This window comes from Psychroflexus sp. S27 (assembly GCF_002810405.1).
Lineage (GTDB): Bacteria > Bacteroidota > Bacteroidia > Flavobacteriales > Flavobacteriaceae > Psychroflexus > Psychroflexus halocasei_A.
Map to the genome: position 1 here is coordinate 40,960 of NZ_NEXQ01000024.1, position 25,702 is coordinate 66,661.

Below are 25,702 nucleotides of genomic sequence, written 5' to 3' on the forward strand. Positions count from 1 at the left end.
CAAAGGATTTTTGCTCAATTTACAATTTTTTTAAGAAATTAAAAAAGCTGTTTCTAAAGTCAAATCTTACGATGTTGAGTAGTAAAATTTGATTTCTTTAAAAACAGCTTTAATAAATTTATAAAGTTGGCCTAGCTAAATTTTGGTTTTTCTTTATTTAAGAATGCTTGCGTTCCTTCTTTAAAGTCTGATGTACCAAAGGCTTCACCAAACGCATTGATTTCTTCTTTAAAACCATCAACGCCATCTTCATCATTGGCATTAACTGCTTTGATAGCTGCTTTGATAGCTTGTGATGAATTTCTTAATATTTTTCCAGTGATTTTCTGGGCAAGTTCCATCAACTCATCTTGTGTTGTCGCGTGATTTACAAGACCGTAATTTTTTGCTGTTTCAGCATCGATCATTCCTGCTGTCATGATCATTTCAAAGGCGCGACCTTTACCAACAAGTTGAGGTAAACGCTGCGTTCCGCCGTAACCAGGAATTACACCTAATGATGTTTCTGGTAAGCCCATTTTTGCGTTATCACTTGCTACACGAATGTGAGCTGACATCGCTAACTCAAGTCCGCCGCCTAAAGCAAATCCATTAACGGCTGCAATGACAGGTTTTGGGAAATTTGCGATGTAATCAAAAACAGTTTCTTGTCCTTTAGCTGCTAAATCTTTACCTTCTTCAACACTGTAATCTGCAAATTCTGAAATATCTGCACCAGCAACAAATGCTTTTTCACCAGTTCCTGTCAGGATGATTGCTCTGACTTCATCGTTGTCTTTAAGAGATTTAAAAGCTTCATGAAGTTCCTGGATAGTGGCTCTGTTTAAAGCATTGAGTTTTTTGGGTCTATTGATTTCTAAAACTGCGATGTTTGCATCGATTGTGAGTTTAAGATTGTCGTATGTCATGATGTTTATTTTTTTGGAATTTTAATTTTAAATAGACTTCCTTTTTCTTCTTTTGAGGTCAACTGAATTTCACCTTGATAATTTTCGATGATGTTTTTGACCATACCTAAACCAAGCCCCATTCCGCTTGATTTGGTTGTGAATTTAGGCTCAAAGATACGATTTTGATTTTCTTCTTTAATGCCAAGTCCATTATCTGAAATTTCTATGAAAATATGTGTATCATTTTCATTGAGTTTTATTCTGATATTAGGTTTTTCAAGATGTTCTGTTGCCTGAATTGCGTTTTTGATCAAGTTTGTCAAAATACGAATCAGTTGGGTTTTGTCGAATTTTAAAAATACATCTTCCTCAGGATTTTCAAATGAAATATAATTTGCATTAAAAATATCAATGGTTAAAGTGATGATTTCTGACACATTAATCAAATCATTTTTTTGAGCTGGCATATTCGCAAAATCAGAGAACGCATTTGCAATGGCGCTTAATGTATCAATTTGCTGAATCATACCTTCTGAAAATGACTTTAGCTTTTCAGATGCATCAGGTGCTTCAGGATTAAATCTGCGTTCAAAATTTTGAACATTTAAACGCATTGGTGTTAGCGGATTTTTAATTTCGTGGGCGACTTGTTTTGCCATCATTCGCCAAGCTTCTTCGCGTTCAGATTTCGCGAGTTTTTCAGCACTTTCCTCAAGTTCATCAATCATCGTGTTGTAAGCGCTCACAAGTGGTCTGATTTCTGTACTTAATCTTTTAACTTCAATTTTCGGGTTTTTCTGACCGATACGCGTTTTATTAATTTTTGTACTAATAGATTTCAAAGATCTTGTAATATAATTGGATTGGAAGTAAGCCAAAACAATGGCTGCGATGAGCATTAACGCATAAACTTGAGCAAGAATTATCAAGAAGTCGTTGAGTTCTCTTTTTAAAAAACCGTCATCTTCAATGTATGGTAAATTAAGGATGCCGATGGGTTTGAAATATTTGTCGAGTATAAATGTGTAAGATGAATGATATTTCTGATCGTTTTCTGTAAATGTATTGACGTATCTTTTTTCTGTTGAGTTTTTTAAAAGCTCTAATTTATTTTCTGGGATTCGACGCTCTGTAGAATCAAGATAAAATTTTGGCATCGAGGATTTTAAGAGGTTTCCTTTGATATCAAAAATGTTGAGTTCTGTGTCGTGAATATCTTGAATTTCGTATATTTTATCTTTAAAGATAAGCGGCAAATTTTCTGTATTTACCGTGTAATAAGTTGTTCTTAAAATGTAATCAATATTTGCTCGAATTGCGTTTTCTTTCCTGACCAGCTTATCGTTGTGCAGGCTTTCAGCTTCTTCTTTATAGCGAAATATTGTGACGCCAGCAATCAGAATAGAGGCACCAAGAACGAGTGCCATCATGGAGACAAATATTCTAGTGCTGAGCGATTTTTTAAACATCTTCTCCTTGTTTAAGGCGGTAATTTTTATAAACTTTGATACCAATCATCAGTAAAACGGCAAGCCCAATTAAACCGACTAAGCCATAAATCCAATCAAAAGCGCTTTTTAAAATCACTAAAAAAACGACGGCAAACAATATGATTGTCGCGCCTTCATTCCATAAACGCATTTGGGATGAGGTCCAGCGGATATCATCTTTTTGAAATTGTTTATAAATTTGATGGTTTTTAAGATGATAAGCAATCAATAGAACAACAAAAGCAAGTTTAACGTGCATCCAAGGTTCTTGCAACCATAAAGGCTGATCAATTAACAGCCAAATTGCAAATATTGTTGCTAAAATAGCAGATGGCCAAGTGATGATATTCCACAATCGACTTGTCATTATTTTAAGTTGGTCACTTAATATTTTTGCTTCGTTTTCAGGTTTCATTCTAGCTTCAATATGATAAATAAAAAGGCGAGGAATATAAAATAATCCTGCAAACCAAGTAATCACAAAGATGAGGTGCAAAGCTTTGATATAATTATATGCCATCAGAAAAGAATTTTAATCATCCAAAGATAAGAAATTTGCTTATCGTCTATTTTATTTTCAGCGCTGATTTTGAGAAGAGTTGTTTTGGTCTTCGCGTTCTAAGTATTTGAAATAATATTGTGAATAAAAAAAACGGCCAAACCGAACAAACCGAACACATTCTTTTATATCTTGTGATGTTGAATAAATGAATTATGCTGAAAGAAAGAATTGACATAGAAAACATTGATGGACAGTTATTTGAAATAAAAATAATTGAGCCAGACGATTCAAAACCTGCTTCTTTTACTCATTACTTACACAATCATAAAAATGGGGTTTCCCAATTTTACAAAAAAGGCGCTCTTTCGTATGTTACTGAAATTCTTAAAAAAGAATATCCAAAAACAGAAATAACAAATAAAGTTGCCGAAGATGCTCTACAATATTTACTTTTCGATTTAAATAAAAATATTCCATTTCCAGCACCCAAAAATCCGAAATTTAAGTTTATTGACCTTTTTGCTGGAATTGGTGGATTTCGTTTAGCGCTTCAAAACCTTAAAGGCAAGTGTGTATACACAAGTGAGTGGGATAAATATTCTCAAAAAACTTATAAAACTAATTTTGGCGAAATTCCGTTTGGAGACATAACAAAACCTGAAATAAAAAATTATATCCCTGATAATTTTGATGTACTTTGTGCAGGGTTTCCTTGTCAAGCATTTTCAATTGCAGGAAGACGCGGCGGATTTAAAGATACAAGAGGAACTTTGTTTTTTGAAGTGGCTAAAATTATCAAAGATAAAAAACCAAAAGCCATATTTCTTGAAAATGTAAAGGGTTTAAGAAATCACGATAAAGGAAAAACTTTAGCGACTATTTTAAATGTTTTGAGAAATGATTTAGATTATTACGTTCCAGAACCAAAAATATTAAATGCAAAAGATTTTGGTGTTCCACAAAATAGAGAACGGATTTTTATAGTTGGCTTTAGAAAAGACTTAGGAATTAATGAATTCGAATACCCAAAACCAATTGAGAAAAAAAAGGTTTTAGATGATATTTTAGAAGAACAAGAAGTCTCTGTTAAATATTACCTATCAACAACTTACGTTCAAACTCTAAAAAACCATAGAAAAAGACATGAAAGTAAAGGGAATGGATTTGGTTATGAAATTATACCAAATGACGGAACCGCTAATGCTGTTGTTTGTGGCGGAATGGGGCGAGAAAGAAACTTAGTGAATGATAATAGACTAACTAATTTCAAACCAATAACAAATATTAAAGGTAAAGTTAATCGCGAAGGAATTAGAAAGATGACACCTCGTGAATGGGCGAGATTACAAGGCTTTCCTGATAAATTTAAAATTATCGTTTCAGACGCACAAGCGTATAAACAGTTTGGGAATTCGGTTGCAGTTCCAGCAATTCAAGCGACAGCAGAAAAAATCATAGAAAAATTAAGCTTTAAATGATTAAAGGAAACAAAGGAGAGTGGAGCGAAATTTATGCTTTGTTCAAAGTACTAGGTGACAAACAATTATTTCTAGGAAATAAAGACATAGAAAAAATAGAAGATTTAGTTTACCCTATAATTAAAGTGCTTCGTACAGAAAATAAAGGCAATTTTGAATACTCAATTAAAGATAATATCATTTTGATTTCAGGAAATGAAGAGGTTTTAAAAATCCCAATTTCAGATTTTAAAGATAAGGCTCTTCTTTTGTTAAATGCAATTAAGGAAAATAAAAAAAGAACTTTTTCTGTTCCAGAAATTGAAGAGTTTATGGAGTCTATAAATTGTATTTCTTTAAAAGCAAGTTCTTCGGCAAAAACCGATATTACAATTGTTGTTCACGATCAAAGAACAAATCAACAACCGACTTTAGGGTTTAGTATCAAGTCTCAGCTTGGCAGTCCATCTACCTTATTAAATGCGGGAAAAACAACTAATTTTATTTATAAAATTACTGATCATAACTTCACAGAAGAAGAAATCAAAGAAATTAATTCAATTTCAACCCGGAGTAAAATAAAGGACAGAATAGCTCAAATCGAGACTAAAGGAGGGAAATTTGAATTTTTTAAAACGGAACGGAAAATCTTCTCAAACAATCTTGTTCTTATTGACAGCTTACTGCCTCAGATATTATCACAAATTGTATTTGATTTTTATTCAAGTAAATACTCACATTTGAGAGATTTAGTAAGTTCAATAACTGAAAAAAATCCAGTAAATTTTGATACTGAGAACGAGCATAAATTTTATGAATATAAAATTAAAAGATTTCTTACAGACGTTGCACTTGGAATGATGCCCTCAAGAGTGTGGACAGGAGAATATGATGCTACAGGAGGTTATTTAATCGTAAAAGATAATGGAGAGGTTTTGTGTTATCATATTTACAACCGTAATCAATTTGAAGATTATTTATTAAATAACACAAAGTTTGAGACGGCAAGTTCTTCTAGACACAGTTTTGGTGAAATTTATAAGGAGAAAGGACAATTATATTTTAAATTAAACTTACAAATACGATTTAAAAAATAGCATTTAGTGAAGTGATCACATTTCTAATTTTCTAGTAGCAAACGTTTTGCAATGAAATTAAAAACAGTTCACTTCATTCCCCACCAACAAAAAAAGCTTGCTTTTGATATAAAAGCAAGCTTAGATTATTTGTCATTATTGCCAAATTAGATACTGAATTTCGCAAATACTTCAGCTGTAAATTTGATTTTTTCAAACTCGATGTCCAGCATTTCAGGAGCAGGTGGTGGCGGTACTGATGCCATACCACGAAGCTGAACGCCAGATACTTTTCCGCTTAAGTAATTCTGACGCATCTGTAAATCAGACACATAAAGCAAAGGCCCTAATTTGATGTCAAGTGGTTTTAGCATGGCTTCAGCGTTCTTTTTAGCTTTTAAAACAGCTTTTGCTTTCAACTGTAAAATAAGATTTTCTCTATCAGTAAATTCTGTTTTTGTGATATTCACATTTGAGATTTCCGCCTGATCTAATTTTACTAAAACCCGTCCAGCCATTTTTGCATCGTGTACAATAAGGTTATAGGTTTTAGCTTTCAAAACCTTTTGACCTCTTAAAAAGTATTTTTTAAAATCACTGCTGAGGTCAACAAGTGTCAAGTCTTCACTGATATCAATATCTAAAGATTCGAGCGCGCGTTTAAGATCTTGTTCTTGCTCTTCAGCGGTTTTCTTTTTCTTGGTATCTTCTTCATCAATCGTGATTTCGATTGTGATTTTATCGGGTGTCACCAAAGTATCCACTTTCGCTTTTGTTTCAAGATAAGATCTATCCAAAAAGTTTTTTGACTGCCCAAAGCTTGTTAAACTGATGAGGCTGATAAAGAGTATAAAAATTTTTGATTGTATCATTTTTTAAAATTTAAGTGTTTAATTAAAATCTGTAGCCAACATAAAATCCTGCGTGAAACTCAACATTTGAAAATCTATCGCCAACTTCATCACTAAAGTTTCTGGCAACAGAAGCAAAAGGAGCAAGCACAAAAGTGTCGTTAAAACTCCATTTATAACCAGCACCAATGCCAACCATAAAGGTGTCCATGTCTGTTTTTTCTGTGATAGGATCTGGCAATCCATCTAAAACAACATCTTGTTCAAAATCACCAAATCTATATTTCACAAAAGGATTGGCGTATAAACCTGCGCCAGCATTGTAGGTATCAAAATAATAGTTGTAACCCAACTTGACTGAATTGGTATTAAACTTTCGAGAACCAGATTCGCTGTGAAAGTTAATGCGGTCATTAATCAACGCAACTGCTTCAATAGATTGATTTGTACCAATAAATCTTTCATAGCCAACTTCCGCAGAAGCCATAATAATGGTATTTGCAATATTGACTTTAATTTCGTTTTTAGGGTATTCTGTGTCTTGCGCAAATGTTTTTGCAGACAAAATGATAAGACCGAGAATAAGGAATGTTTTTTTCATGTCCATTCGTTTGATTTCATATTGATTGACACAAAATTCGGCTTAATTCAAAAAAACTCATCAAAAAAAATCGTTAAATCTATATTCAGATTTCTTTTGTTTGAAAGTGTTTCAAGCAATTTTACTGCGGAATCGCAGCGATTAAATCGCTTGTATATTCTTTCATTGGATTTTCATAAACATCATCAGCATCGCCGCGTTCAACAATTTCGCCTTGATACATCACCAAGAGTTGATCAGACATGTATTTGACAACTGACAAATCGTGCGAAATAAAAATATAGGTAAAGCCAAAATCTTGTTTAAGTTCGTTTAAAAGGTTCAGAACCTGAGCTTGCACAGAAATATCAAGCGCAGAAACAGATTCATCACAAATCACTAACTTGGGTTGTACACCAATTGTTCGTGCAATGCCAATACGCTGGCGTTGACCACCGCTAAACTCATGCGGATATCTGTGGAAATGCTCGGCTGAAAGTCCGACGCGATCCAATAATTCATAAGCTTTTTTGACGGCTTCTTTTCTGTTTGCATAAATATGATGCACGAGCATAGGCTCCACAATTGCCTCGCCAACACTTAAACGCGGATTTAAACTCGAAAAAGGATCTTGGAAAATCAGCTGAATTTCACGTCTTAATTTTTTAAATTCATTGGAAGATAGACTGGCTAAATCTTGTCCTTTATACCAAATTTCGCCAGCATTGACTTTTTCGATACCCAAAATCAAATTTCCTAAAGTTGATTTTCCACAACCTGATTCGCCTACCAAACCTAGAGTTTCGCCCTCATAAAGTTCAAAGCTCACATCATTAACAGCATGAAATTGATTGTCTTTTTTAAACCAATTTCCTGCTGTACCAAAAATTTTTGAAACATTGCTGACTCTCAATAAAGCTTCTTTTGCGTAAAGTTCTTGATGTCTTTGTTGACGTTCAATTTTGGTTTCAATCTCAGTTGGCGGATTATTTTCCAAAATATCAGTCACAGTCGGCAATTTTTTTAGTCGCTGATCTGTTCTTGGTTTTGAAGCTAATAAAGCTTTGCTGTAGGCTTGTTGCGGATTGGTGAAAATTTCTTTGGAGGTATTGATTTCCACAAGTTTTCCTTGATACATCACTGCAACACGATTTGCAAATTGCGCCACTAAAGCCAAATCATGCGAAATAAAAATGATACTCATTTCAGTCTCTCGCTGAATATCTTTTAAAAGTTGTAAAATCTCTTTTTGAACTGTCACATCCAAAGCTGTCGTCGGCTCATCAGCAATTAACAATTTGGGTTTGCAAGCAATGGCCATGGCAATCATCACGCGCTGTTTTTGTCCGCCGCTAATTTGATGTGGATAAGATTTAAAAATCTCTTGAGGTCTTGGGAGTTTGACTTTTTCAAAAAGTTGAAGCGCTTCATTTTTGGCGTCTTTAAAAGAAAGTTTTTTATGAAGTTGAAGAATCTCACAAACTTGTTTACCACATTTCATCGACGGATTTAAAGAACTCATCGGTTCTTGAAAAATCATCGAAATATCATTTCCGCGCAAGCGACGCACTTTTTCTTCTGATAATTCAGAAATATTTTCTTTTTGAAATAAAATCTCACCCTCAATTTTAGCTTTTGGACTTAATAAACGCATAATAGCAAGAGAACTTACCGATTTTCCTGAACCAGATTCTCCAACAATGCCAAGAATTTCATTCTTGTTCAAATCAAAACTGAGGTCTTGAACGACTTTGTTTTGACCAAAACTTACATTCAGTTGTTTGACGGAAAGAAGAGGTATCATAGATTTTTAGCTTGAGATGTAAAGATAAAAAATCAATTGACTTTTTTGTTATCAAAAAATGAATGGAGCCTGACATCAATGAAAATAAACACTTGCATTTGCTTCTCATAAAATATTCGACTTATCTTTGAGTTTTACTTGTATGAAGGGCGCTTTTTTTGTTATTCTTTTATTCACTTTAGTTTGTGGTCAAGCACAAAACTATTCCAATCTTCAACAGATGCGAATTCCTGTAAAGGATACCGTCGTATTGGATAGCATCAGTATTGCGCCAGTGCGTTTTTCTCTGAAAACATCCGATAATAAAGAAGTTGATACCAGTTTTTATCATATTAATTTTGCTTCTGCTCGTTTGGTTTTGAAACCAAAATTTCTTCTAAAGCACGACTCACTTCAGGTCACATTTATGCGCTATCCGAAATTTTTAACGGTATCGCATCAACTTTTAGATCCTGATGAAGTGATTGTGCCAGATCGCGTTGGCACAACAGAAAACATGGTTGATCTGCAACTTCAAAAACCAGAAGCAAAGTTGAAACAACCCTTCAAAGGATTGCATACCAGCGGAAATATTTCGCGTGGACTTGTGGTTGGAAACAACCAAAATGCAGTTGTTCAGTCAGAACTTGATTTGCAGATTTCGGGACAACTAAATGACGATCTAAGCATTCGTGCCTCCATTCGTGATGCGAATTTACCTTCGCAGTCTGGCGGTTACACGCAAAATTTAAATGAATTTGATCAGATTTTTATTGAGCTTCAATCTAAGAATTGGGCAATAAGAGCTGGAGATGTTGATTTAGAAAATCACAACTCCCTTTTTGCAAATTATAACAAACGCGTACAAGGTTTAAAGCTGGATGTAAATTTTGGAGATACACTTTCCCGAACATCACTTTTTGGTGCTGCAGCAATTGTTCGCGGTGTTTTTAAACGTAGTGACATTCAAGCACAAGAAGGAAACCAAGGACCTTATAAACTAAGAGGCGACCAAGGTGAGCAATACATTTTAATTATTTCTGGAAGTGAGTCCGTTTTTGTAAATGGTCGTCAACTGAAACGTGGAGAAAATGAAGATTATATAATCGATTATAATGCGGGTGAGATTATTTTTAATCCTAATTTCCCTATAAATTCAACAATGCGGATTTCTGTGGAATATCAAGTTTCTGAACAAAACTATTCCAGAATTATCGCGACAGCAGGTGGCGAAATTGAAACAGACAAGCTTTATTTAAAAGCTCTTGTTTACAATGAAAATGATTTAAAAAATCAATCATTACAGCAAAGTTTAACTGAAGAACAAGTTGAGGTTTTAAGCGAAGCAGGTGATGATGAAAGCCAAATGTTTGCTGAAAGTGCCGTGCCTGCAAATTATTCAGAAAACAGAATTTTGTATAAAAAAGTCATGCAGGATGGTGTTGAAATATTCGAATTTTCAAACAATCCAGAGGATGAACTTTTTAATGTAAGATTTACAAATGTGGGTCAAAATCAAGGCAATTACATTGTAAGTTCACAAGAAGCTGTGACCACAATTTTTGAATATATCGCTCCAATAAACGGCGTTTCGCAAGGGAATTTTGAACCATTTATAAGGTTAATTCCACCTTCAAAATTACAGCTAGCAAATATCAGTGGTGCTTATCAGCCCAGAAAAGGCACGGAGATCGACTTTGAATTGGCTGCGAGTATTTATGATCAAAATTTATTTTCAAATTTAGACAATAATGATAACAATGGTTTTGCCACTCAAATTGGTATGAAGCAAAATATTTTTCAGTCGAAAGATGAACATCGACAATTGAATGTTTTTGGTTCTTTTAATTATTTACAAGACGATTATCAAAGTATTGAACGCATTTATAACGTAGAATTTGAAAGAGATTGGAATTTAAGAAACACAACAGGAGACCAAAATTATATTACACTCGGAGCGGAGTTTATTGATGGCGCGCAACATTTTAATGAATACAAATTTGAAAATTTAGAATATAGTGATTTTTACGAAGGACAAAAACACGCTTTTAGATCTCGAAACCGCTTTGGGAAATTCTTGATACGCTCAAATGCAAGTACAATGCAAAGTGATTCTGAAGTAAATAAAACCGATTTTATAAGAGCAAAACTTGAAGCAGAATATGACTTTTCAAAAGTATGGACAGGAGTTGGCGTTGAGCTTGAAAACAATGAAGATTACTTAAAAGAAGAGCAAATTTACACAGCACAAACCCAAAAATTCATTGCCTATGATGCCTATGTTGGCGTTGGTGATTCAACATCGGTTTATGCAAAAGTTGGTTTTCAACAGCGGGTTAATGATAGTATTAAAAATAATGAATTACAACGTGTGAATACTTCACAGAGTTTGTATGTTGACTCTAAATTAATTGATAAAAAAGATGCACAACTCACTTTTTTTGGAAGTTGGAGAAATCTTGATTTTAAAGAAGAAAACCGAGAAGATGAAACAACTATCAATGGCCGTATTCGCTATCAGCAATCTTTATTTAATCGTATTGTAAACTTAACAACAACTTACGAAACACATAGTGGAAATATTGCTCGACAAGAGTTTACTTATGTTGAAGTCGAGCCAGGCCAAGGACAATTTACATGGAATGATTATAATGGAAATGGCATTCAGGAATTAGACGAATTTGAAATCGCTCAGTTTCAAGATGAGGCAAAATACATCAGAGTTTTATTGCCTAACCAGATTTATGTGAGAACGAATCAGAATAAATTAAGTCAACAAGTTGTGTTAGATTTTAGACAATATGCAGCTGATGAAGGTTTTAAAAAGTTTATATCCCATTTTTATAATCAAACTTCAATAACAATTGATCAAAAAACAGAGCGTGATGGTTCGAAATTGGATTTTAATCCATTTCAACAAAATTCTGAAAATGTGATAGGCCAAAACAATGCTTTTAGGAATACTCTTTTTTATAATCGTGGACAAAGAAACTTAAGTACAGCCTATACTTTCTCTAAAAGCGAAACCAAAAATCTACTTGTTGTTGGTTTGCAATGTTTGCAAAACACGCTGCATGAATTACAGTTTAAGCATGAATTAAATTCACTGTATTTGCTAAGCTTTCACCAGAGGTTTACTTCATCAGAAAGTGATTCTGAAAATTTCGCAAATCGAAACTACAGTTTGTCTGGATTTTCAACAAAACCAACTTTTTCATATTTACCAGGAAAAAATAAAAAGTTCGATCTCTTTTATCGTTACGGTGAAAATGAAAATACAAAAGGCGAATTAGCATCTTTGGAACAACATGAATTTGGTTTGAGTTTAAGTTTAAACAACAATGAAAAGTACACAATTACTGCAGAAACGAAATACATCAAAAATAAGTTTGAAGGAAATTCACAATCGGCAGTTGCTTATCAAATGCTGGAAGGCTTGCAGCCAGATAATAACTTTACGTGGTCGGTTTTTTTACAAAAACGCATCAGCAAATTTTTAGATTTAAATTTGACATATTTAGGCAGAAAAACAGCAGATCGAAAAGCGATACATACAGGAAGTGTTCAGTTGAGAGCTTTTTTTTAGGACAAATTATAAATTGAAAAATGATGGAATATACATTAGCTAAGAGTGATGAAGACTTAGAAGGTATTCTTAGTTTGCAAAAGGCTAATTTAAAAAAGAATTTAACGCCAAAAGAAATTGAATTAGAAGGTTATGTTACAGTTGACCATGATTGGGAAATACTCAAAAGCTTAAATGAGATTGAGCCTCATGTCATTGCTAAAGATGGAAATAAGATTGTAGGCTATGTGCTGACAATGACAGGGAAGTCTAGATATGATATTCCTTTGATCTATCCGATGTTTAATGAATTTGATAAACTCATTTTTAAAGGTCAGAGTATTTCAGAATATAAATACATGGTTGTAGGTCAAGCATGCATTTATAAAGATTATAGAGGGAAAGGTTTGGTTGAAAAATGTTTTCAACTTTATAAAGAAACATATTCTCAATTTTACGATTTCTCGATTACTGAAATTGACCGTATAAATAAACGATCACTAAATGCGCATTTAAAAATAGGATATCAAGTTATTCACAGTTATAAAGACAATGATAAGGACTGGGATGTTGTTCTGTGGGATTGGAATAAATAACCTATTAAATTTAAACTGTAGTGCCTCCAGTCCCGAAGCTTCGGGAGAACCAGGGACTATTTTTTATTGAGAATGTTATTTAGATAAATTCGTATATTTGATTAAAATAGTGAAAATGAACATTGAAGCGCGTAAAATAGAATTTATTCAAGAATTTTTGAAACTTCAAAGTGAGGAAGCTATTTCAAAACTTGAGGAAATACTTAAAAAAGAAAAATCTAGCCATAAAGAAACTGAACAAATGTCAATTCAGGAATTGAATAAACGAATTGATAAATCGATGAAAGATTCTGAAAATGGAAGATTGACTGAAGCAAAAGATTTATTAGCTGATATTGAGAAATGGAGTTAAAAATTTTTTGGACTGATTTCGCAAAAGATGAACTAAGAAAGAACTTTAGGTACTTAAAAGAAAATGCAAGTCCTAAGGTAGCGAAAAATGAAAACCGTAAAATAGTTCTTGAAACATTACGACTTAAAAAATTACCTGAAATTGGTCAGGTAGAGCCAAGATTGGCCAACAAATCAAAAGAATTTTGATATTTAGTACATCAAACTTACAAGATAATTTATTGGATAAATAAAGAGAAAAAACGAATTGAAATAATGGACGTTTTTGATACCCAACAAATTCCTGATAAGATAAAACGGACGGAATAAATTCTCTGTCAGAAGAACTTTTTTATAAGCGAAAGAATTCCAATCTCACAATTAAAATTTAAGCTGTGATGCCTCCAGTCCCGAAATTTCGGGAGAATCAGGGACTATTTTTTATTAAGAACATCATGAAGTATTTCAGGTTGTTCAATTATTTTGTTGATAAACTTTCTACTTTTCATACGTTTGATAAATTTTTCTAGAAAGATTGCATTTTCTCTATTTACGCATTGAAATTTTAGTTTGAGTGTCCATTTATCAGCGGCTTTGGTGTAAGCATTTTTAAAAGCATGCTTGTTGTGTAATTTAATTCTATGGTTGACATCGGTAGTTTCGCCAATGTAAAATTTATCCAGATTTTGACTATAAATGATGTATAAAAAATGCGTTCAACTAAAATAGCAAAATCAAGAATTACCTTTAAGAATTTGTTCAAATTTTATAAAAGTGAAAGAATTCCAATCTCACAATTAAAATTTAAACTGTGGTGCCTTCAGTTCCGAGGCTTCGGAAGAATCAGTGACACAATCTGAGTTTGTGTAAAAATAAAAAACCCCAATCTTACGATTGAGGTTTAAACTGTGGTGCCTCCAGTCCCGAAGCTTCGGGAGAACCAGGGACTATTTTTTATTAAGAACATCATGAAGTATTTCAGGTTGTTCAATTATTTTGTTGATAAACTTTCTACTTTTCATACGTTTGATAAATTTTTCTAGAAAGATTGCATTTTCTCTATTTACGCATTGAAATTTCAGTTTGAGTATCCAGTCATCAGCGGCTTTGGTATAAGCATTTTTAAAAGCATGCTTGTTGTGTAATTTAATTCTATGGTTGACATCGGTAGTTTCGCCGATGTAAAACTTATCTAGATTTTGACTATAAATGATGTATAAAAAATGCATTCAACTAAAATAGCAAAATAAAGAATTCCAATCTCACAATTAAAATTTAAACTGTGGTGCCTCCAGTCCCGAGGCTTCGGGAGAATCAGTGACACAATCTAAGTTTGTGTAAAAATAAAAAACCCCAATCTTACGATTGAGGTTTAAGCTGTGGTGCCTCCAGTCCCGAAATTTCGGGAGAATCAGGGACTATTTTTTATTAAGAACATCATGAAGTATTTCAGGTTGTTCAATTATTTTGTTGATAAACTTTCTACTTTTCATACGTTTGATAAATTTTTCTAGAAAGATTGCATTTTCTCTATTTACGCATTGAAATTTCAGTTTGAGTATCCAGTCATCAGCGGCTTTGGTATAAGCATTTTTAAAAGCRTGMTTGTTGTGTAATTTAATTCTATGGTTGACATCGGTAGTTTCGCCGATGTAAAACTTATCTAGATTTTGACTATAAATGATGTATAAAAAATGCATTCAACTAAAATAGCAAAATAAAGAATTCCAATCTCACAATTAAAATTTAAACTGTGGTGCCTTCAGTTCCGAGGCTTCGGAAGAATCAGTGACACAATCTGAGTTTGTGTAAAAATAAAAAACCCCAATCTTACGATTGAGGTTTAAACTGTGGTGCCTCCAGTCCCGAAGCTTCGGGAGAATCAGTGACACAATCTGAGTTTGTGTAAAAGTAAAAAACCCCAATCTTACGATTGAGGTTTAAACTGTGGTGCCTCCAGTCCCGAAGCTTCGGGAGAATCAGTGACACAATCTGAGTTTGTGTAAAAATAAAAAACCCCAATCTTACAATTAAAATTTAAACTGTGGTGCCTCCAGTTCCGAGGCTTCGGAAGAATCAGTGACACAATCTGAGTTTGTGTAAAAATAAAAAACCCCAATCTTACGATTGAGGTTTAAACTGTGGTGCCTCCAGTCCCGAAGCTTCGGGAGAATCAGTGACACAATCTGAGTTTGTGTAAAAATAAAAAACCCCAATCTTACGATTGAGGTTTAAACTGTGGTGCCTCCAGTTCCGAGGCTTCGGAAGAATCAGTGACACAATCTGAGTTTGTGTAAAAATAAAAAACCCCAATCTTACGATTGAGGTTTAAACTGTGGTGCCTCCAGGAATCGAACCAGGGACACAAGGATTTTCAGTCCTTTGCTCTACCAACTGAGCTAAGGCACCATTAGTTTTGCGAGTGCAAATATAATGGCATTTATCAATCCACCAAAATAATTTTTGTAAAATTTCAAATTTGTACATTTGCGAGCAAATAACAATAGGATGAATCTCATTGTAGATGCCGGTAACTCTTTTTTGAAATTAGCTGTTTTTGAGAAGAATACTCTTTTTAAAATTCATAAAACAGATTATGCTGAAGTGATGCTTTTACTTGAAAAAGTTTTAGGAGAAAATAAAATCACCCATAGTATTCTTGCTTCTACAACGCATTTAAATCCTGATGTTTTGGCATTTCTTTCGACTCACACAAAGTGTTTAGTACTTTCGCATCAAACAGATTTACCTTTTAAAAACGCATATGAAACACCAGAAACTTTAGGTTTAGATAGATTAGCTTTGGCTTGCTCTGCCGTTAAACAATTTCCAGTTCAAAATACCTTAATAGTTGATGCTGGCACTTGCGTAACCTACGATTTTGTTGATAAATATGGAGTTTATCAAGGTGGTGCAATTTCCCCAGGATTGTCAATGCGATTTAAAGCTATGCATAATTTTACAGGTAAATTGCCGTTGATATCTGCAGACGATTATGAGGCGAGTCAAATTGGTCAATCCACTAAAGCGTCAATGCAAATTGGTGTTGTGGAGGGAATGGTAAATGAAATCGACGGATTTATACAATCCTACCAAGTTGATTATGAAGATTTAACAGTTATTTTAACAGGAGGTGACCATCAACTCTTGTCAACTCGTTTAAAAAATAGCATATTTGCGACTTCAAATTTTCTCATTGAAGGTTTGAACTTTATTTTGGAATACAACAAAAATACATGATAAAAAGAATCAGCATAATAGTTGTTTTGCTTGTGAGCTTTGCAAGTACAGCACAAGAAGGAACGTTTTCACCCTATTCTTTTTTAGGGATAGGAAATGAAGGTTTTAGAGGGACAGCTGAAAATAGGTCGATGGCAGGTTTGTCATCAACTTCAGATAGCATTCATCTAAACTTGCAAAATCCAGCCGCTTACGGCGATTTGGCTTACACAGCTTTAACGGCAGGGATGACAATTAATAGTGTTTCATTGGAAACTAATGAAAAATCAGAAAGTTTTGCGCATACCACTTTTGATTATTTCGCTGTTGGTATTCCTTTTAATAAATTCGGAGTTGGTTTTGGTGTAAAACCTGTTTCCGCTGTTGGTTATGATATTCGAGAAAACACTTCTGAAATCAGAAATAAATATGAAGGCGAAGGTGGATTAAACTCTGTTTATTTGAGCGCTGGAGCTGAAGTTTTTAAAGATTTTAAATTAGGTTTTACTGCCAATTATAATTTTGGAACGCTCAATTATAATAATTTAATTACAAGAAAAGGAGTGCAATATGCTTCACGTGAATTGATTGAAACAGACTTAAGAGGTTTTGATTTTGAGTTTGGTGCTATTAAAGATTTTCAAGTTGGTAAGAAAAATTACTTAAGACTTGCAGCAACCTTTAGACCTGAAATGGATCTCGATGCAACTGTTGACCGTCGATTGGCTTCTGTGCAAGTTTTTTCAAGCGATCAAGTTATTGTGATTGATGAAAGCCAAATGCCAATTGAAGATTCTGAATTGACTTTACCACAAAAAACGAGTTTGAGCTTAGGTTTTGGCCAGAAACGTAAATGGTATGTAGGCGCAGATTATGTGATGCAAAAAGCAAACGATTTCTCTGAATTAACCTACAATTTTAGTAATGAGGTTATTTACGATGATCGTGAAATCATCAAGTTAGGTGGTTTTTTTATACCGAGATATAATGATCCTGCAAACTTTCTTAAGCGTTTGTCATACAGGGCTGGGATTAGATTTGAGAAAACAGGTTTAAACTATAATGGAAAAGACATTGAGGAGTTTGGCATAAATTTTGGACTCGGAATACCTGCGGGAAGAGTTTTTACCAATGCCAATATTGGTGTTGAATACTTCAAAAGAGGAACAAAGAGTAACAATTTAGTTCAAGAAGATTACATCAGCGTTTTTCTTAGCTTCTCATTTAACGACAAGTGGTTTATAAAATCAAAATTTAATTAAAAATTCATTATGAAATCTAAAGTAATTTTAACATTAACAGGTCTTTTATTTAGTTTTTCTGTCTTTGCTCAAAACTGTGGTGCAAACCTTAGTTTATTTAGTGAAAGTGCAAAAGTAGAAAACTACGATAACGCTTATACACATTACAAAAAGATAATTAAAGACTGTCCTGAGGAGAAATTAATGACTTATCAGTATGGTGCTAAAATGTTTGAAAGCTTTATCGAGAACGCAGAAACTGAAGATGAAAAAGAAAAGTTTGTCGAGAAGTTTATCGAAAACCAAAACATGCGTTTAAAATATTTCCCAAACAAAACTAAAAAAGCAAAAGTGCTTTCGGATATTGCTAAAGTTAAGTATAAAAACGAGATTGGAACTTTAGAAGAAAGATTACAAGCTTTTGAAGCAATTGTTGAAGAAGATGCTGATAACTTTGTTGATCCTGTTGCTTTGTATGCATATTTCAGAATTGCAAATACTTTAAATGATAATGGCGATAGAGATATCCAATTCTTATTTGATAAATATGATGAGGTGATTGGGTTGATCGAAACGCAAGAAAATAAAAAAGCAACGCAAGTTCAGCCTTTAATTGAAAAGGAACAAAACCAAGAAGATTTGACTTCTCGTGAAAAGAAAATCATGAAGAATTCTGAAATCTACTTAAGAAACTATAACAAAATTAAGGGAAGTGTCAATTCTTTACTTGGTAGTAAAGCTGATTGTGAGAACTTAATCCCGATGTATAACAAGGATTTTGAAGCTAAAAAAGGAGATGTTCAATGGCTAAAGAATGCAGCAAGCCGTTTATTTGCTAAGGAATGTACAGATGATCCTATTTTCTTTAAAATTGTTGAAGCTCAAAACGATTTGAAACCATCAGCTAAAACTGCCTTATATTTAGGACGTTTAGCACAGAAAAATGGTAACATGAGTAAAGCACTTGATTATTATAATCAATCTGCTGAGTTAGAAGATAAGCCTGCTGATAAAGCACGTGTTTATTATAACATTGCTGAAACTTACAAAAAGAAAGGTAGCTTTTCTTCTGCACGTTCTTTTTATAGAAAAGCATTATCACAAAAACCTTCAATGGGTGTTGCTTACTTGAAGATAGCAGAAATGTATGCTAAAAGTGCAAACAGCTGTGGTAACACAACTTTTGAGAAAAGAGGTGTTTATTGGTTAGCTGCTGACTATGCAAATCGTGCTGGTCGTGTTGATCCTTCTTTAAAGTCAACTGCTAAAGCAACTGCAGAAAGCTATAGAGGTAGAGCACCACAAAAATCTGATATTTTCCAAGAAGGTATGGCTGGGAAAACAATTTCTTACTCATGTTGGATTGGTGAAAGTGTGAAAGTGCCAAACTTTTAAAACAACAAATGTCTAGACATATTAAATTTATAATATCAAGTATTGTCACGCTTAGTTGGGTGACAATACTTTTTTCATGTCAAGACAATTCGAGAGATGTCAATCAATTTAATAGATTAACTGACGCACCTCAATCAAGAGCTTATGATGTTAATCTTTTTTATACTGATAGTGGAAAAGTCAAGGTTAACTTAAGAAGTCCTGAGGTTTTAGATTATACGCATCAAGATTTTCCTTATCGAGAATTTCCAAATACTGTTGATGTAGATTTTTATAGCGAAGATTCTGCAAAATCAAGTATTTTTGCAAAATATGCTATTCTTTATGAAGAAACAGGTTTGATTGATATGCAAGACAGCGTTTCAATTACAACTGATGACGGCGTTGTGTTGACCGCCGAACAGCTTTACTGGGATCAAGATGAATCTTGGATTTATACCGATCAACATTATAAATTAAAGCTATCAAACGGAACTGTGAATAACGGAAATGGTTTTGATGCCAACCAAGAATTTACTATATTTAATTCTCGAGCAAATATCGGGAAGCAAACCATTGACAATTTAGATCAATAATATGAAGTTTTTCAAATACTTTGAGTACGCTTACATTGCTTTCGCAGTGTTTTTTATTTATGAGGCAATCGTGACTTGGTCAATATCTCAAAGTCGCAGTTACCTTTATATTTTTATGGCTGCCATTGCTGTTTTTATGTTTTTCTTTAAACGTAAATTCAGAAAAAAATATCAAGATAAGTCACCCAAGAAATGAGCACAGCGGTAATCGTCATTATTTTATCATTACTGCTCTCCGCTTTTTTTTCTGGGATGGAAATCGCTTTTGTTTCTTCTAACAAAGTTCATATTGAGTTAGAAAAATATCAGCAAGACCTCACAAGTAAAGTTCTGAAAATCATAACAGGTAAACCTTCAAAGTTTATTGCTGCTATGCTTATCGGTAACAATATTGCCTTGGTTGTCTACGGGCTTTTTATGGGCGATCTAATTATGAGTTGGTTTCAGTCACTTCTACCAATCCAAAATCAATTTTCACACTATTTATTAGTTGAAGCTTCTTTGTTTTCACAAACACTGATTTCAACTTTGGTCATTTTGCTGACGGCAGAATTTTTACCAAAAGTTTTCTTTCAAATTTATTCTAACTTAATGTTGCGCATTTTTGCGATTCCGGCATTTTTATTTTATATCATCTTTTACCCTATATCAGAGTTTATTATTTGGATTTCTGATATTGTTTTAAAGGTTTTCTTTAAAGTTCAAGGCGACCAAGTTCAGTTAACTTTCAGTAAAGTTGAATTAGGCAATTATATCGACGAACAAATGGAAGCTGTTGATGAAAAGGAAGAACTCGATTCTGAAATTCAACTTTTTCAAAATGCACTTCAATTCTCTGATGTTAAATCACGTGAAGTGATGGTGCCAAGGAACGAGATTAAAGCTGTCGATATTGATGCGTCTAAAGATGAACTAACTTCTATTTTTACAGAAAGCGGTTTGTCAAAACTCCTGGTTTACCGTGCTACAAATGATGATATTCTTGGATACATTCATTCGTTTGAACTCTTTAAAAAACCAAATCAGATCAGTGACATTATTCGGGAAGTTGTTTTTATTCCTGAAACCATGTTGGTTAAAGATGTGATGAATTTGATGACAATTAAACATACAAGTATCGCGGTTGTTGTTGATGAGTACGGTGGAACAAGCGGTATGCTGACTGTTGAAGATATTGTTGAAGAACTATTCGGCGATATCGAAGATGAACACGATTCAGATGATTTGATCGAGCAAAAAATTAATGATAATTATTATCGTTTTTCGGCAAGGCATGAAGTCGATGACCTAAATGAAGATTATAAATTTGATTTACCTGAATCTGACAATTATGAAACTTTAGGCGGAATGATTGTTCATTACGCTGAAGAAATTCCTGATATCGGTAGTGTTATTCGCATCGCAAATTTTGAAATTAAAATATTAGAGGCCTCGAGTAAAAAGATTGAAATGGTTGCTCTCAAAGTCTTACAGCCAGATTAAGTTCAGCCTATTTGGGTTTCTTAATAAAAAATTAAAATCTCCCTTAATTTTCAAAGCATTAAGTTTTATTTATTGCCGAATTGTCTTATTTTCGCCACCTACTATTTTTAAAATACATATTCAATGGCGATTTTAAGTAAAATCAGACAACGCACTGTCTTCCTGATAGTCATCATAGCATTAGCATTATTTTCTTTTGTTCTAGCGGATGTCATCAGACAAGGTGGTTTCACTTCTACGAAATCTATGAACACTATTGGTGTTGTTGGAGATCGCGAAATTAGCAGAGAAGAATTTGCTCAGATGGTTGAAAACAGAGTTCAACAAAGTCAAGGTCAAGTTTCTACTATACAGGCTGTTAACCAGATTTGGGATTCAAAAGTTTTTAATTTATTGTTAGATCAAGAATTAGATAAATTAGGTCTTGAAGTTGGTTCTGATCAAATTACAAATGCGATGGAACAGCAATTAGCCGGAAATCCGACGTTTTCAAACGAAGCTGGCTTCTTTGATCCTCAAAAAGTAAAACAATACGTTGCAGAAATTAAAGTTTCATCACCAAATGAAATGTATCCGCAGTGGTTAAACTTTGAAAAAAGTATTGAAACCATCGCAAAAGCTGAATTATATTACGACATGATCAGAGCAGGAATTGGCGCAACAAAGCTAGAAGCTGAGCAAGCGTTCAAAAAACAAAATGCAAGTTTAGATTTAGCTTTTGTTAGAGTTCCTTTTGATAAAGCTGCAGACGTTGAAGTTAGCAAAGCTGATATCAAAGATTATATCAACAAAAATAAAAGTGCTTTTAAACAAGAAGCTGAAAGAGATATTAGATACGTTTTCTTTAAAGAAGAATCCTCTGCTGAAGATATCAAAGGTGTAGAAGCTGATTTGAAAAAACTATTAGACGATCAAGAAGTTTATAACTCAGTGACTAAAGAAAACGAAATTCAGAAAGGTTTAAAAACAACTGATAATATAGAAGAATTTGTCAACTTGAACTCAGATGTTCCTTTCGCTGACAGATATTTCTTTGAATACCAATTACCCGAAGAAATTAGATCGGATGTTACAAAATTGGAAAAAGGAGAAGTTTTTGGGCCTCATGTTGATGCCTCAACAATGAGCTTAATCAAAATGATCGACAAAAGACAAATGGTTGACTCGGTTAGTGTTAAGCACATTTTGGTCACTTACGAAGGAACTAATGTTGATCCAAATGCAACAAGAACTCAAGAAGAAGCAAAAGCTTTAGCGGATAGCATCACAAATGTGATTAGTAAAGATGCTGATAAGTTTGCTGAATTAGCAACGTCATTTTCAGCTGACAAACAATCTGCTGAAAACGGTGGAGACTTAGAGTGGGTGACTTACGGAAGTTTAGTTGAAGACTTTAATGATTATGTTTTCTCTAAAGATGCTGGACATAAAGGTGTTGTAGAAACTGATTTTGGTTACCACGTTGTTCATGTCACTGACAAGAAAGATGAAAAGCAAGCTTACAAAATTGCACGTATCGTGAAATCTGTTGAAGCTTCTGATAAAACTTTAAACACTTTATATCGTAATGCGAGTAATTTTGAATTAGCTGCTAAAGAATCTTCAGTTGAAGAAGCTGCTAAAGAAGTTAATCTTGATGTTGTTCCTGTTAATAAAATGAACAGATTAGATGAAACGATTTCTCAATTAGGCAAGCAAAGAAATGTTGTTAAGTGGGCTTTCGAAGAAACAACAAAAGTTGGAGACATCAATAGATTTGATATTTCTGGCGGATATATAATTGCTGAGTTAGTGAAGAAAACTCCAGAAGGTGTAAAAACTGCTGAAGAAGCTTCAGAAAAAGTGACATCAATCATTAAGGCAAATAAACAAGCAAAGGAAATTATGTCCCAAATCGACTCAAATGATTTAGATGCAGTGGCATCACAATTTGGTGTTAGTGTTCAAGATGCTGCTGCAGTAAATATGGGAAGTCCTGTTTTAGCAGGTGCTGGTCGTGAGCCAAAAGTTGTTGGTGCTGCTTTTGCTTTAGAGACAAACGGAGTTAGCCAAGCTATACAAGGAGAAAAAGGTGTTTATTTAGTCAAGCTTTTAGCAAAGCAAGATGCGCCAGAATTACCTTCTTTTGTATCACAAGCTAATCAAGAAACTCAAAAAAGAGTTCAGTCTTTCAATCAAAAATTACAAAGATTATCTGGAGAGAATAATATCAATCCAGTTTATAAAGCTTTAAAAGAAACTTCAGAAATCGAGGATAATAGATCTAATTTCTATTAAGAATCTTTTGAGTTGAAAAATATAGAATGCCTTAAGACTTTAAGTTTTAAGGCATTTTTTTATAAAATCATTTCTCTGTAAGTGAGTATCATGTGGTAAGCTTTGTTTTTAAAATACGAGAGTTGATTTTTGTTTTTAGCTGTCACCAGCACAAAGTCGCCGCCCCAAGCACCAAGGCTTTTAACGATGCCGTGTTTGTAATCGGGAAACAATTTATCCTTCACCTTTTGCTGACCCAATAATTTCTCTAAAATTTCTTCATGCTGAGTTAAAATTTCTTCAAAACGCTCTAAATTATCAACATTGATAACCTCTTCAGAAATTTGAGAAACCTGATTGAGGCTTTTATCTTTTCGCGCTTGGCTTATGTTTCTATAATGTTGTATTGCGTCACGACTATTCTGTTTTTGATTGAGATAAACAAAGTAGATATGATCTTTTAGAAACTCTGGAAATTGAGTCGTTTTTATTACAGGATCAAAAGTCTCTCTGGTGTAAAATAAACCTGTTTCGCTTCGTGCTGAAGCAATATCATAACCACTACCGCCAAAAGTGTTTTCAAGCAGTTTGTAAGGGTTTATTTTAGACCATTTCGCAAGATTATTGATGAGAGTTGAGGAAGAACCTAATCCCCAATTTTGAGGAAACTCTAAAGAGGTTTTAAACTCAAATTCACTTTGTAACAAATCAGGCTTTTCACTTTTTATAAATCTAAATATTTGACTTAAGCGTTTTTCAAAATCATTTTTAGGCTGATATGAAGTTTGACAAATTTCATTTATTTTAAATTCAAATTTATACCACAGGCTTCCGTCACTCAAGTAACTTTCCCAAGTTGAAAATTGAGAGTCTGTTTCCTTAACGCTTAAATGCTGTCCGAATTTTGTTGGCAATGCCAGTGCTTTAACTTGGTCTAAAACTAAATATTCGCCAGTGATTAAAAGTTTTCCGTGACTGTAAAAGTCTGATTTTTGCATTACGCTCTTAATTTTTCAATAAACGCAATCACTTCAGAATGCGTTGCTGTATGCGTTTTAAAATAATCAACAGCTTTTAATCTTTCACCTTCTGAAGCCTTGAGTTGATTGAGAATATTCATCAAGTGCATCTTCATGTGACCTTTCTGAATTCCTGTAGTCACTAATGAGTTAACGGCTGCAAAGTTTTGAGCCAAACCAGCCACAGCAATAATCTTCATGAGTTCTTCTGCATTAGGTTTGCCCAACATTTCCATCGCAATTTTGACTAAAGGATGTAAGCTTGTCAAGCCTCCAATTGTACCAACTGCAAGTGGAACTTCAATCCAGAATCTGAACTTTTGATCTTCCAAGCTGATTTTTGTCAAACTTTTATATTGTCCATCTTTAGAAGCATAAGCATGAATGCCAGCCTCAACAGCTCTAAAATCGTTACCTGTTGCTAATACAACAGCATCGATGCCGTTCATGATGCCTTTGTTGTGTGTGACAGCTCTGTAAGGTTCTATAGTCGCAATATCGATGGCTTGCTTAAATTTTCTAACAAACTTCTCAGCTTCCTCTTTGGTTTTTCCTAATTGGTTAATATCACAAGAAACTTCTGCACGGACTAAACATTCAGGAACATAATTTGATAAAATACACATGATAACCTCGGGAGAATTTTCCTTAAAAGCATCATGTTTTTCTGCTTCGCGTTCAAAGGTTTGTCCAAATTGCTCTAAGCAAGAATTGATGAAATTAGCACCCATCGCATCTTTAGTATTAAAAGTGCAGTGCAATTGAAAGTAATGATCAAGTTGATCAGTTTTATCAACAAGTTCAATATCTAGAATGCCGCCACCTCTTTTCTCCATGTTTTTAGTGATGGGTTTTGCATCAGTTATTAGCTGAGATTTAATTTGATTAAAAAAATCTTTTAATTTTTGAGCATCACCTTTGTAATTTAAATGAACATGGCCAACCTTTGTTGTGCCTAAAACTTCAGCCTTGAAACCGCCTTTATCATTCCAAAATTTAGCAGCTTTACTTGCTGCCGCAATGACCGAGCTTTCTTCAATAGCCATTGGAATTGCATAAGTTTCATGATTGATAGTGAAATTTGGAGCAACACCAAAAGGCAAGTAGTAGTTTGAAATTGTATTCTCGGTAAACTCATCATGTAGTTTCTGCAATTTAGAATCAGAATTCCAATAATTTGCTAGAACTTGTTTAGCGTTTTTGTTTGATGAGAGATAATGATCGCAAATCCAATCAATTTTTGATTCTTTGCTGAGTTTTGAGAAACCTGAGATTATTGGCATAAGGCTGTTTCTTGTCAATTTTCAAACAAATATACAACAGTATTTACAAGTGACTCTGCGTGATTTTCGTCTTTTCTAATTCAATTTTTTGAGATTTAGCTCTCGACCAAAG

The 25,702-nt window shown here is 33.7% G+C and carries 23 protein-coding genes and 1 tRNA gene; 12 read left to right on the forward strand and 12 right to left on the reverse strand.

The annotated features are described in order from the left end of the window. Positions 1–131: 131 nt before the first annotated feature. From CAP47_RS07980 to CAP47_RS07990, 3 genes are read right to left on the reverse strand one after another with little or no spacing between them, the layout of a single operon-like run. Entirely contained in the window at positions 132–908 is a 777-nt protein-coding gene (locus CAP47_RS07980; protein ID WP_100776153.1) for an enoyl-CoA hydratase/isomerase family protein, read from the reverse strand. A gap of 5 nt (positions 909–913) precedes the next feature. Then, entirely contained in the window at positions 914–2,320 is a 1,407-nt protein-coding gene (locus CAP47_RS07985; protein WP_238141001.1) for a sensor histidine kinase, read from the reverse strand. A gap of 31 nt (positions 2,321–2,351) precedes the next feature. After that, positions 2,352–2,900, reverse strand: coding sequence for a CopD family protein (locus tag CAP47_RS07990; RefSeq protein ID WP_100776155.1), 549 nt, complete (start codon positions 2,898–2,900; stop codon positions 2,352–2,354). 194 nt (positions 2,901–3,094) lie between these two features. Between CAP47_RS07990 and CAP47_RS07995 the strand changes: the two genes are divergently transcribed. Continuing rightward, entirely contained in the window at positions 3,095–4,360 is a 1,266-nt protein-coding gene (locus tag CAP47_RS07995) for a DNA cytosine methyltransferase (RefSeq protein ID WP_100776156.1), read from the forward strand. Then, positions 4,357–5,436: an HpaII family restriction endonuclease gene (locus CAP47_RS08000; protein ID WP_100776157.1), complete on the forward strand. Its 1,080-nt coding sequence runs from the start codon at positions 4,357–4,359 to the stop codon at positions 5,434–5,436. The genes CAP47_RS07995 and CAP47_RS08000 overlap by 4 nt, the downstream gene beginning before the upstream one ends. 146 nt (positions 5,437–5,582) lie before the next feature. Here CAP47_RS08000 and CAP47_RS08005 read toward each other — a convergent pair whose 3' ends face one another. The 3 genes from CAP47_RS08005 to CAP47_RS08015 form a co-directional block, all read right to left on the reverse strand. Then, positions 5,583–6,287, reverse strand: a complete 705-nt coding sequence (locus CAP47_RS08005) for an SIMPL domain-containing protein (protein WP_100776158.1) — start codon at positions 6,285–6,287, stop codon at positions 5,583–5,585. A gap of 22 nt (positions 6,288–6,309) precedes the next feature. Further along, positions 6,310–6,867 carry an autotransporter domain-containing protein gene (locus CAP47_RS08010; protein ID WP_100776530.1) on the reverse strand — a complete coding sequence of 186 codons (558 nt, stop codon included), beginning with the start codon at positions 6,865–6,867 and terminating at the stop codon, positions 6,310–6,312. Positions 6,868–6,988: 121 nt separating this feature from the next. Beyond that, positions 6,989–8,650, reverse strand: a complete 1,662-nt coding sequence (locus tag CAP47_RS08015) for an ABC transporter ATP-binding protein (protein WP_100776159.1) — start codon at positions 8,648–8,650, stop codon at positions 6,989–6,991. Positions 8,651–8,870: 220 nt separating this feature from the next. On the opposite strand from CAP47_RS08015, the gene CAP47_RS08020 reads away from it, so the two are divergent. From CAP47_RS08020 to CAP47_RS12425, 4 genes are all read left to right on the forward strand, one after another. Next, positions 8,871–12,215 (forward strand): hypothetical protein, encoded by a 3,345-nt coding sequence (locus CAP47_RS08020; RefSeq protein WP_153043509.1) that lies wholly within the window; start codon positions 8,871–8,873, stop codon positions 12,213–12,215. Between the two features lie 23 nt (positions 12,216–12,238). Next, positions 12,239–12,790: a hypothetical protein gene (locus CAP47_RS08025; protein ID WP_202820550.1), complete on the forward strand. Its 552-nt coding sequence runs from the start codon at positions 12,239–12,241 to the stop codon at positions 12,788–12,790. 115 nt (positions 12,791–12,905) lie between these two features. Beyond that, positions 12,906–13,142, forward strand: a complete 237-nt coding sequence (locus CAP47_RS08030; protein WP_100776162.1) for a hypothetical protein — start codon at positions 12,906–12,908, stop codon at positions 13,140–13,142. After that, entirely contained in the window at positions 13,133–13,330 is a 198-nt protein-coding gene (locus CAP47_RS12425; RefSeq protein WP_202820551.1) for a type II toxin-antitoxin system RelE/ParE family toxin, read from the forward strand. Before CAP47_RS08030 ends, CAP47_RS12425 begins: the two co-directional genes overlap by 10 nt. Positions 13,331–13,554: 224 nt before the next feature. On the opposite strand, the gene CAP47_RS08040 is transcribed toward CAP47_RS12425, so the two are convergent. The 4 genes from CAP47_RS08040 to CAP47_RS08055 all read right to left on the reverse strand — a co-directional run bounded on the left by CAP47_RS08040 (position 13,555) and on the right by CAP47_RS08055 (position 15,529). Then, entirely contained in the window at positions 13,555–13,821 is a 267-nt protein-coding gene (locus CAP47_RS08040; protein ID WP_100776531.1) for a GIY-YIG nuclease family protein, read from the reverse strand. A 246-nt stretch (positions 13,822–14,067) separates the two neighbouring features. Then, a complete protein-coding gene (locus tag CAP47_RS08045) occupies positions 14,068–14,349 on the reverse strand; it encodes a GIY-YIG nuclease family protein (protein ID WP_100776163.1) in 282 nt (93 codons plus the stop codon). 189 nt (positions 14,350–14,538) lie between these two features. Next, complete coding sequence (locus CAP47_RS08050; RefSeq protein ID WP_100776164.1) at positions 14,539–14,820, reverse strand: GIY-YIG nuclease family protein; 282 nt, start codon at positions 14,818–14,820, stop codon at positions 14,539–14,541. Positions 14,821–15,456: 636 nt separating this feature from the next. Then, positions 15,457–15,529: transfer RNA gene (locus tag CAP47_RS08055), tRNA-Phe, on the reverse strand. A 99-nt stretch (positions 15,530–15,628) separates the two neighbouring features. Here CAP47_RS08055 and CAP47_RS08060 point away from each other — a divergent pair. From CAP47_RS08060 to CAP47_RS08090, 6 genes are all read left to right on the forward strand, one after another. Further along, positions 15,629–16,360, forward strand: a complete 732-nt coding sequence (locus CAP47_RS08060; protein WP_100776165.1) for a type III pantothenate kinase — start codon at positions 15,629–15,631, stop codon at positions 16,358–16,360. Then, on the forward strand, positions 16,357–17,601 hold the full coding sequence (locus CAP47_RS08065) for a lipid outer membrane transport protein FadL-like protein (protein WP_100776166.1): 1,245 nt from the start codon (positions 16,357–16,359) through the stop codon (positions 17,599–17,601). Before CAP47_RS08060 ends, CAP47_RS08065 begins: the two co-directional genes overlap by 4 nt. A gap of 9 nt (positions 17,602–17,610) precedes the next feature. Further along, complete coding sequence (locus CAP47_RS08070) at positions 17,611–18,975, forward strand: tetratricopeptide repeat protein (RefSeq protein WP_100776167.1); 1,365 nt, start codon at positions 17,611–17,613, stop codon at positions 18,973–18,975. An 8-nt stretch (positions 18,976–18,983) separates the two neighbouring features. Next, positions 18,984–19,550: an LPS export ABC transporter periplasmic protein LptC gene (lptC, locus tag CAP47_RS08075; protein ID WP_100776168.1), complete on the forward strand. Its 567-nt coding sequence runs from the start codon at positions 18,984–18,986 to the stop codon at positions 19,548–19,550. Positions 19,551–19,742: 192 nt separating this feature from the next. After that, positions 19,743–21,032 (forward strand): hemolysin family protein, encoded by a 1,290-nt coding sequence (locus CAP47_RS08085; protein WP_100776170.1) that lies wholly within the window; start codon positions 19,743–19,745, stop codon positions 21,030–21,032. Between the two features lie 123 nt (positions 21,033–21,155). Further along, the gene (locus CAP47_RS08090; RefSeq protein ID WP_100776171.1) at positions 21,156–23,309 is read left to right on the forward strand and encodes a peptidylprolyl isomerase; all 2,154 of its coding nucleotides are present in this window, start codon (positions 21,156–21,158) and stop codon (positions 23,307–23,309) included. Between the two features lie 59 nt (positions 23,310–23,368). On the opposite strand, the gene CAP47_RS08095 is transcribed toward CAP47_RS08090, so the two are convergent. After that, a complete protein-coding gene (locus CAP47_RS08095; RefSeq protein WP_100776172.1) occupies positions 23,369–24,286 on the reverse strand; it encodes a GYDIA family GHMP kinase in 918 nt (305 codons plus the stop codon). Then, positions 24,286–25,590: a hydroxymethylglutaryl-CoA reductase, degradative gene (locus tag CAP47_RS08100; RefSeq protein ID WP_100776173.1), complete on the reverse strand. Its 1,305-nt coding sequence runs from the start codon at positions 25,588–25,590 to the stop codon at positions 24,286–24,288. The genes CAP47_RS08095 and CAP47_RS08100 overlap by 1 nt, the downstream gene beginning before the upstream one ends. Positions 25,591–25,702 lie beyond the last annotated feature (112 nt).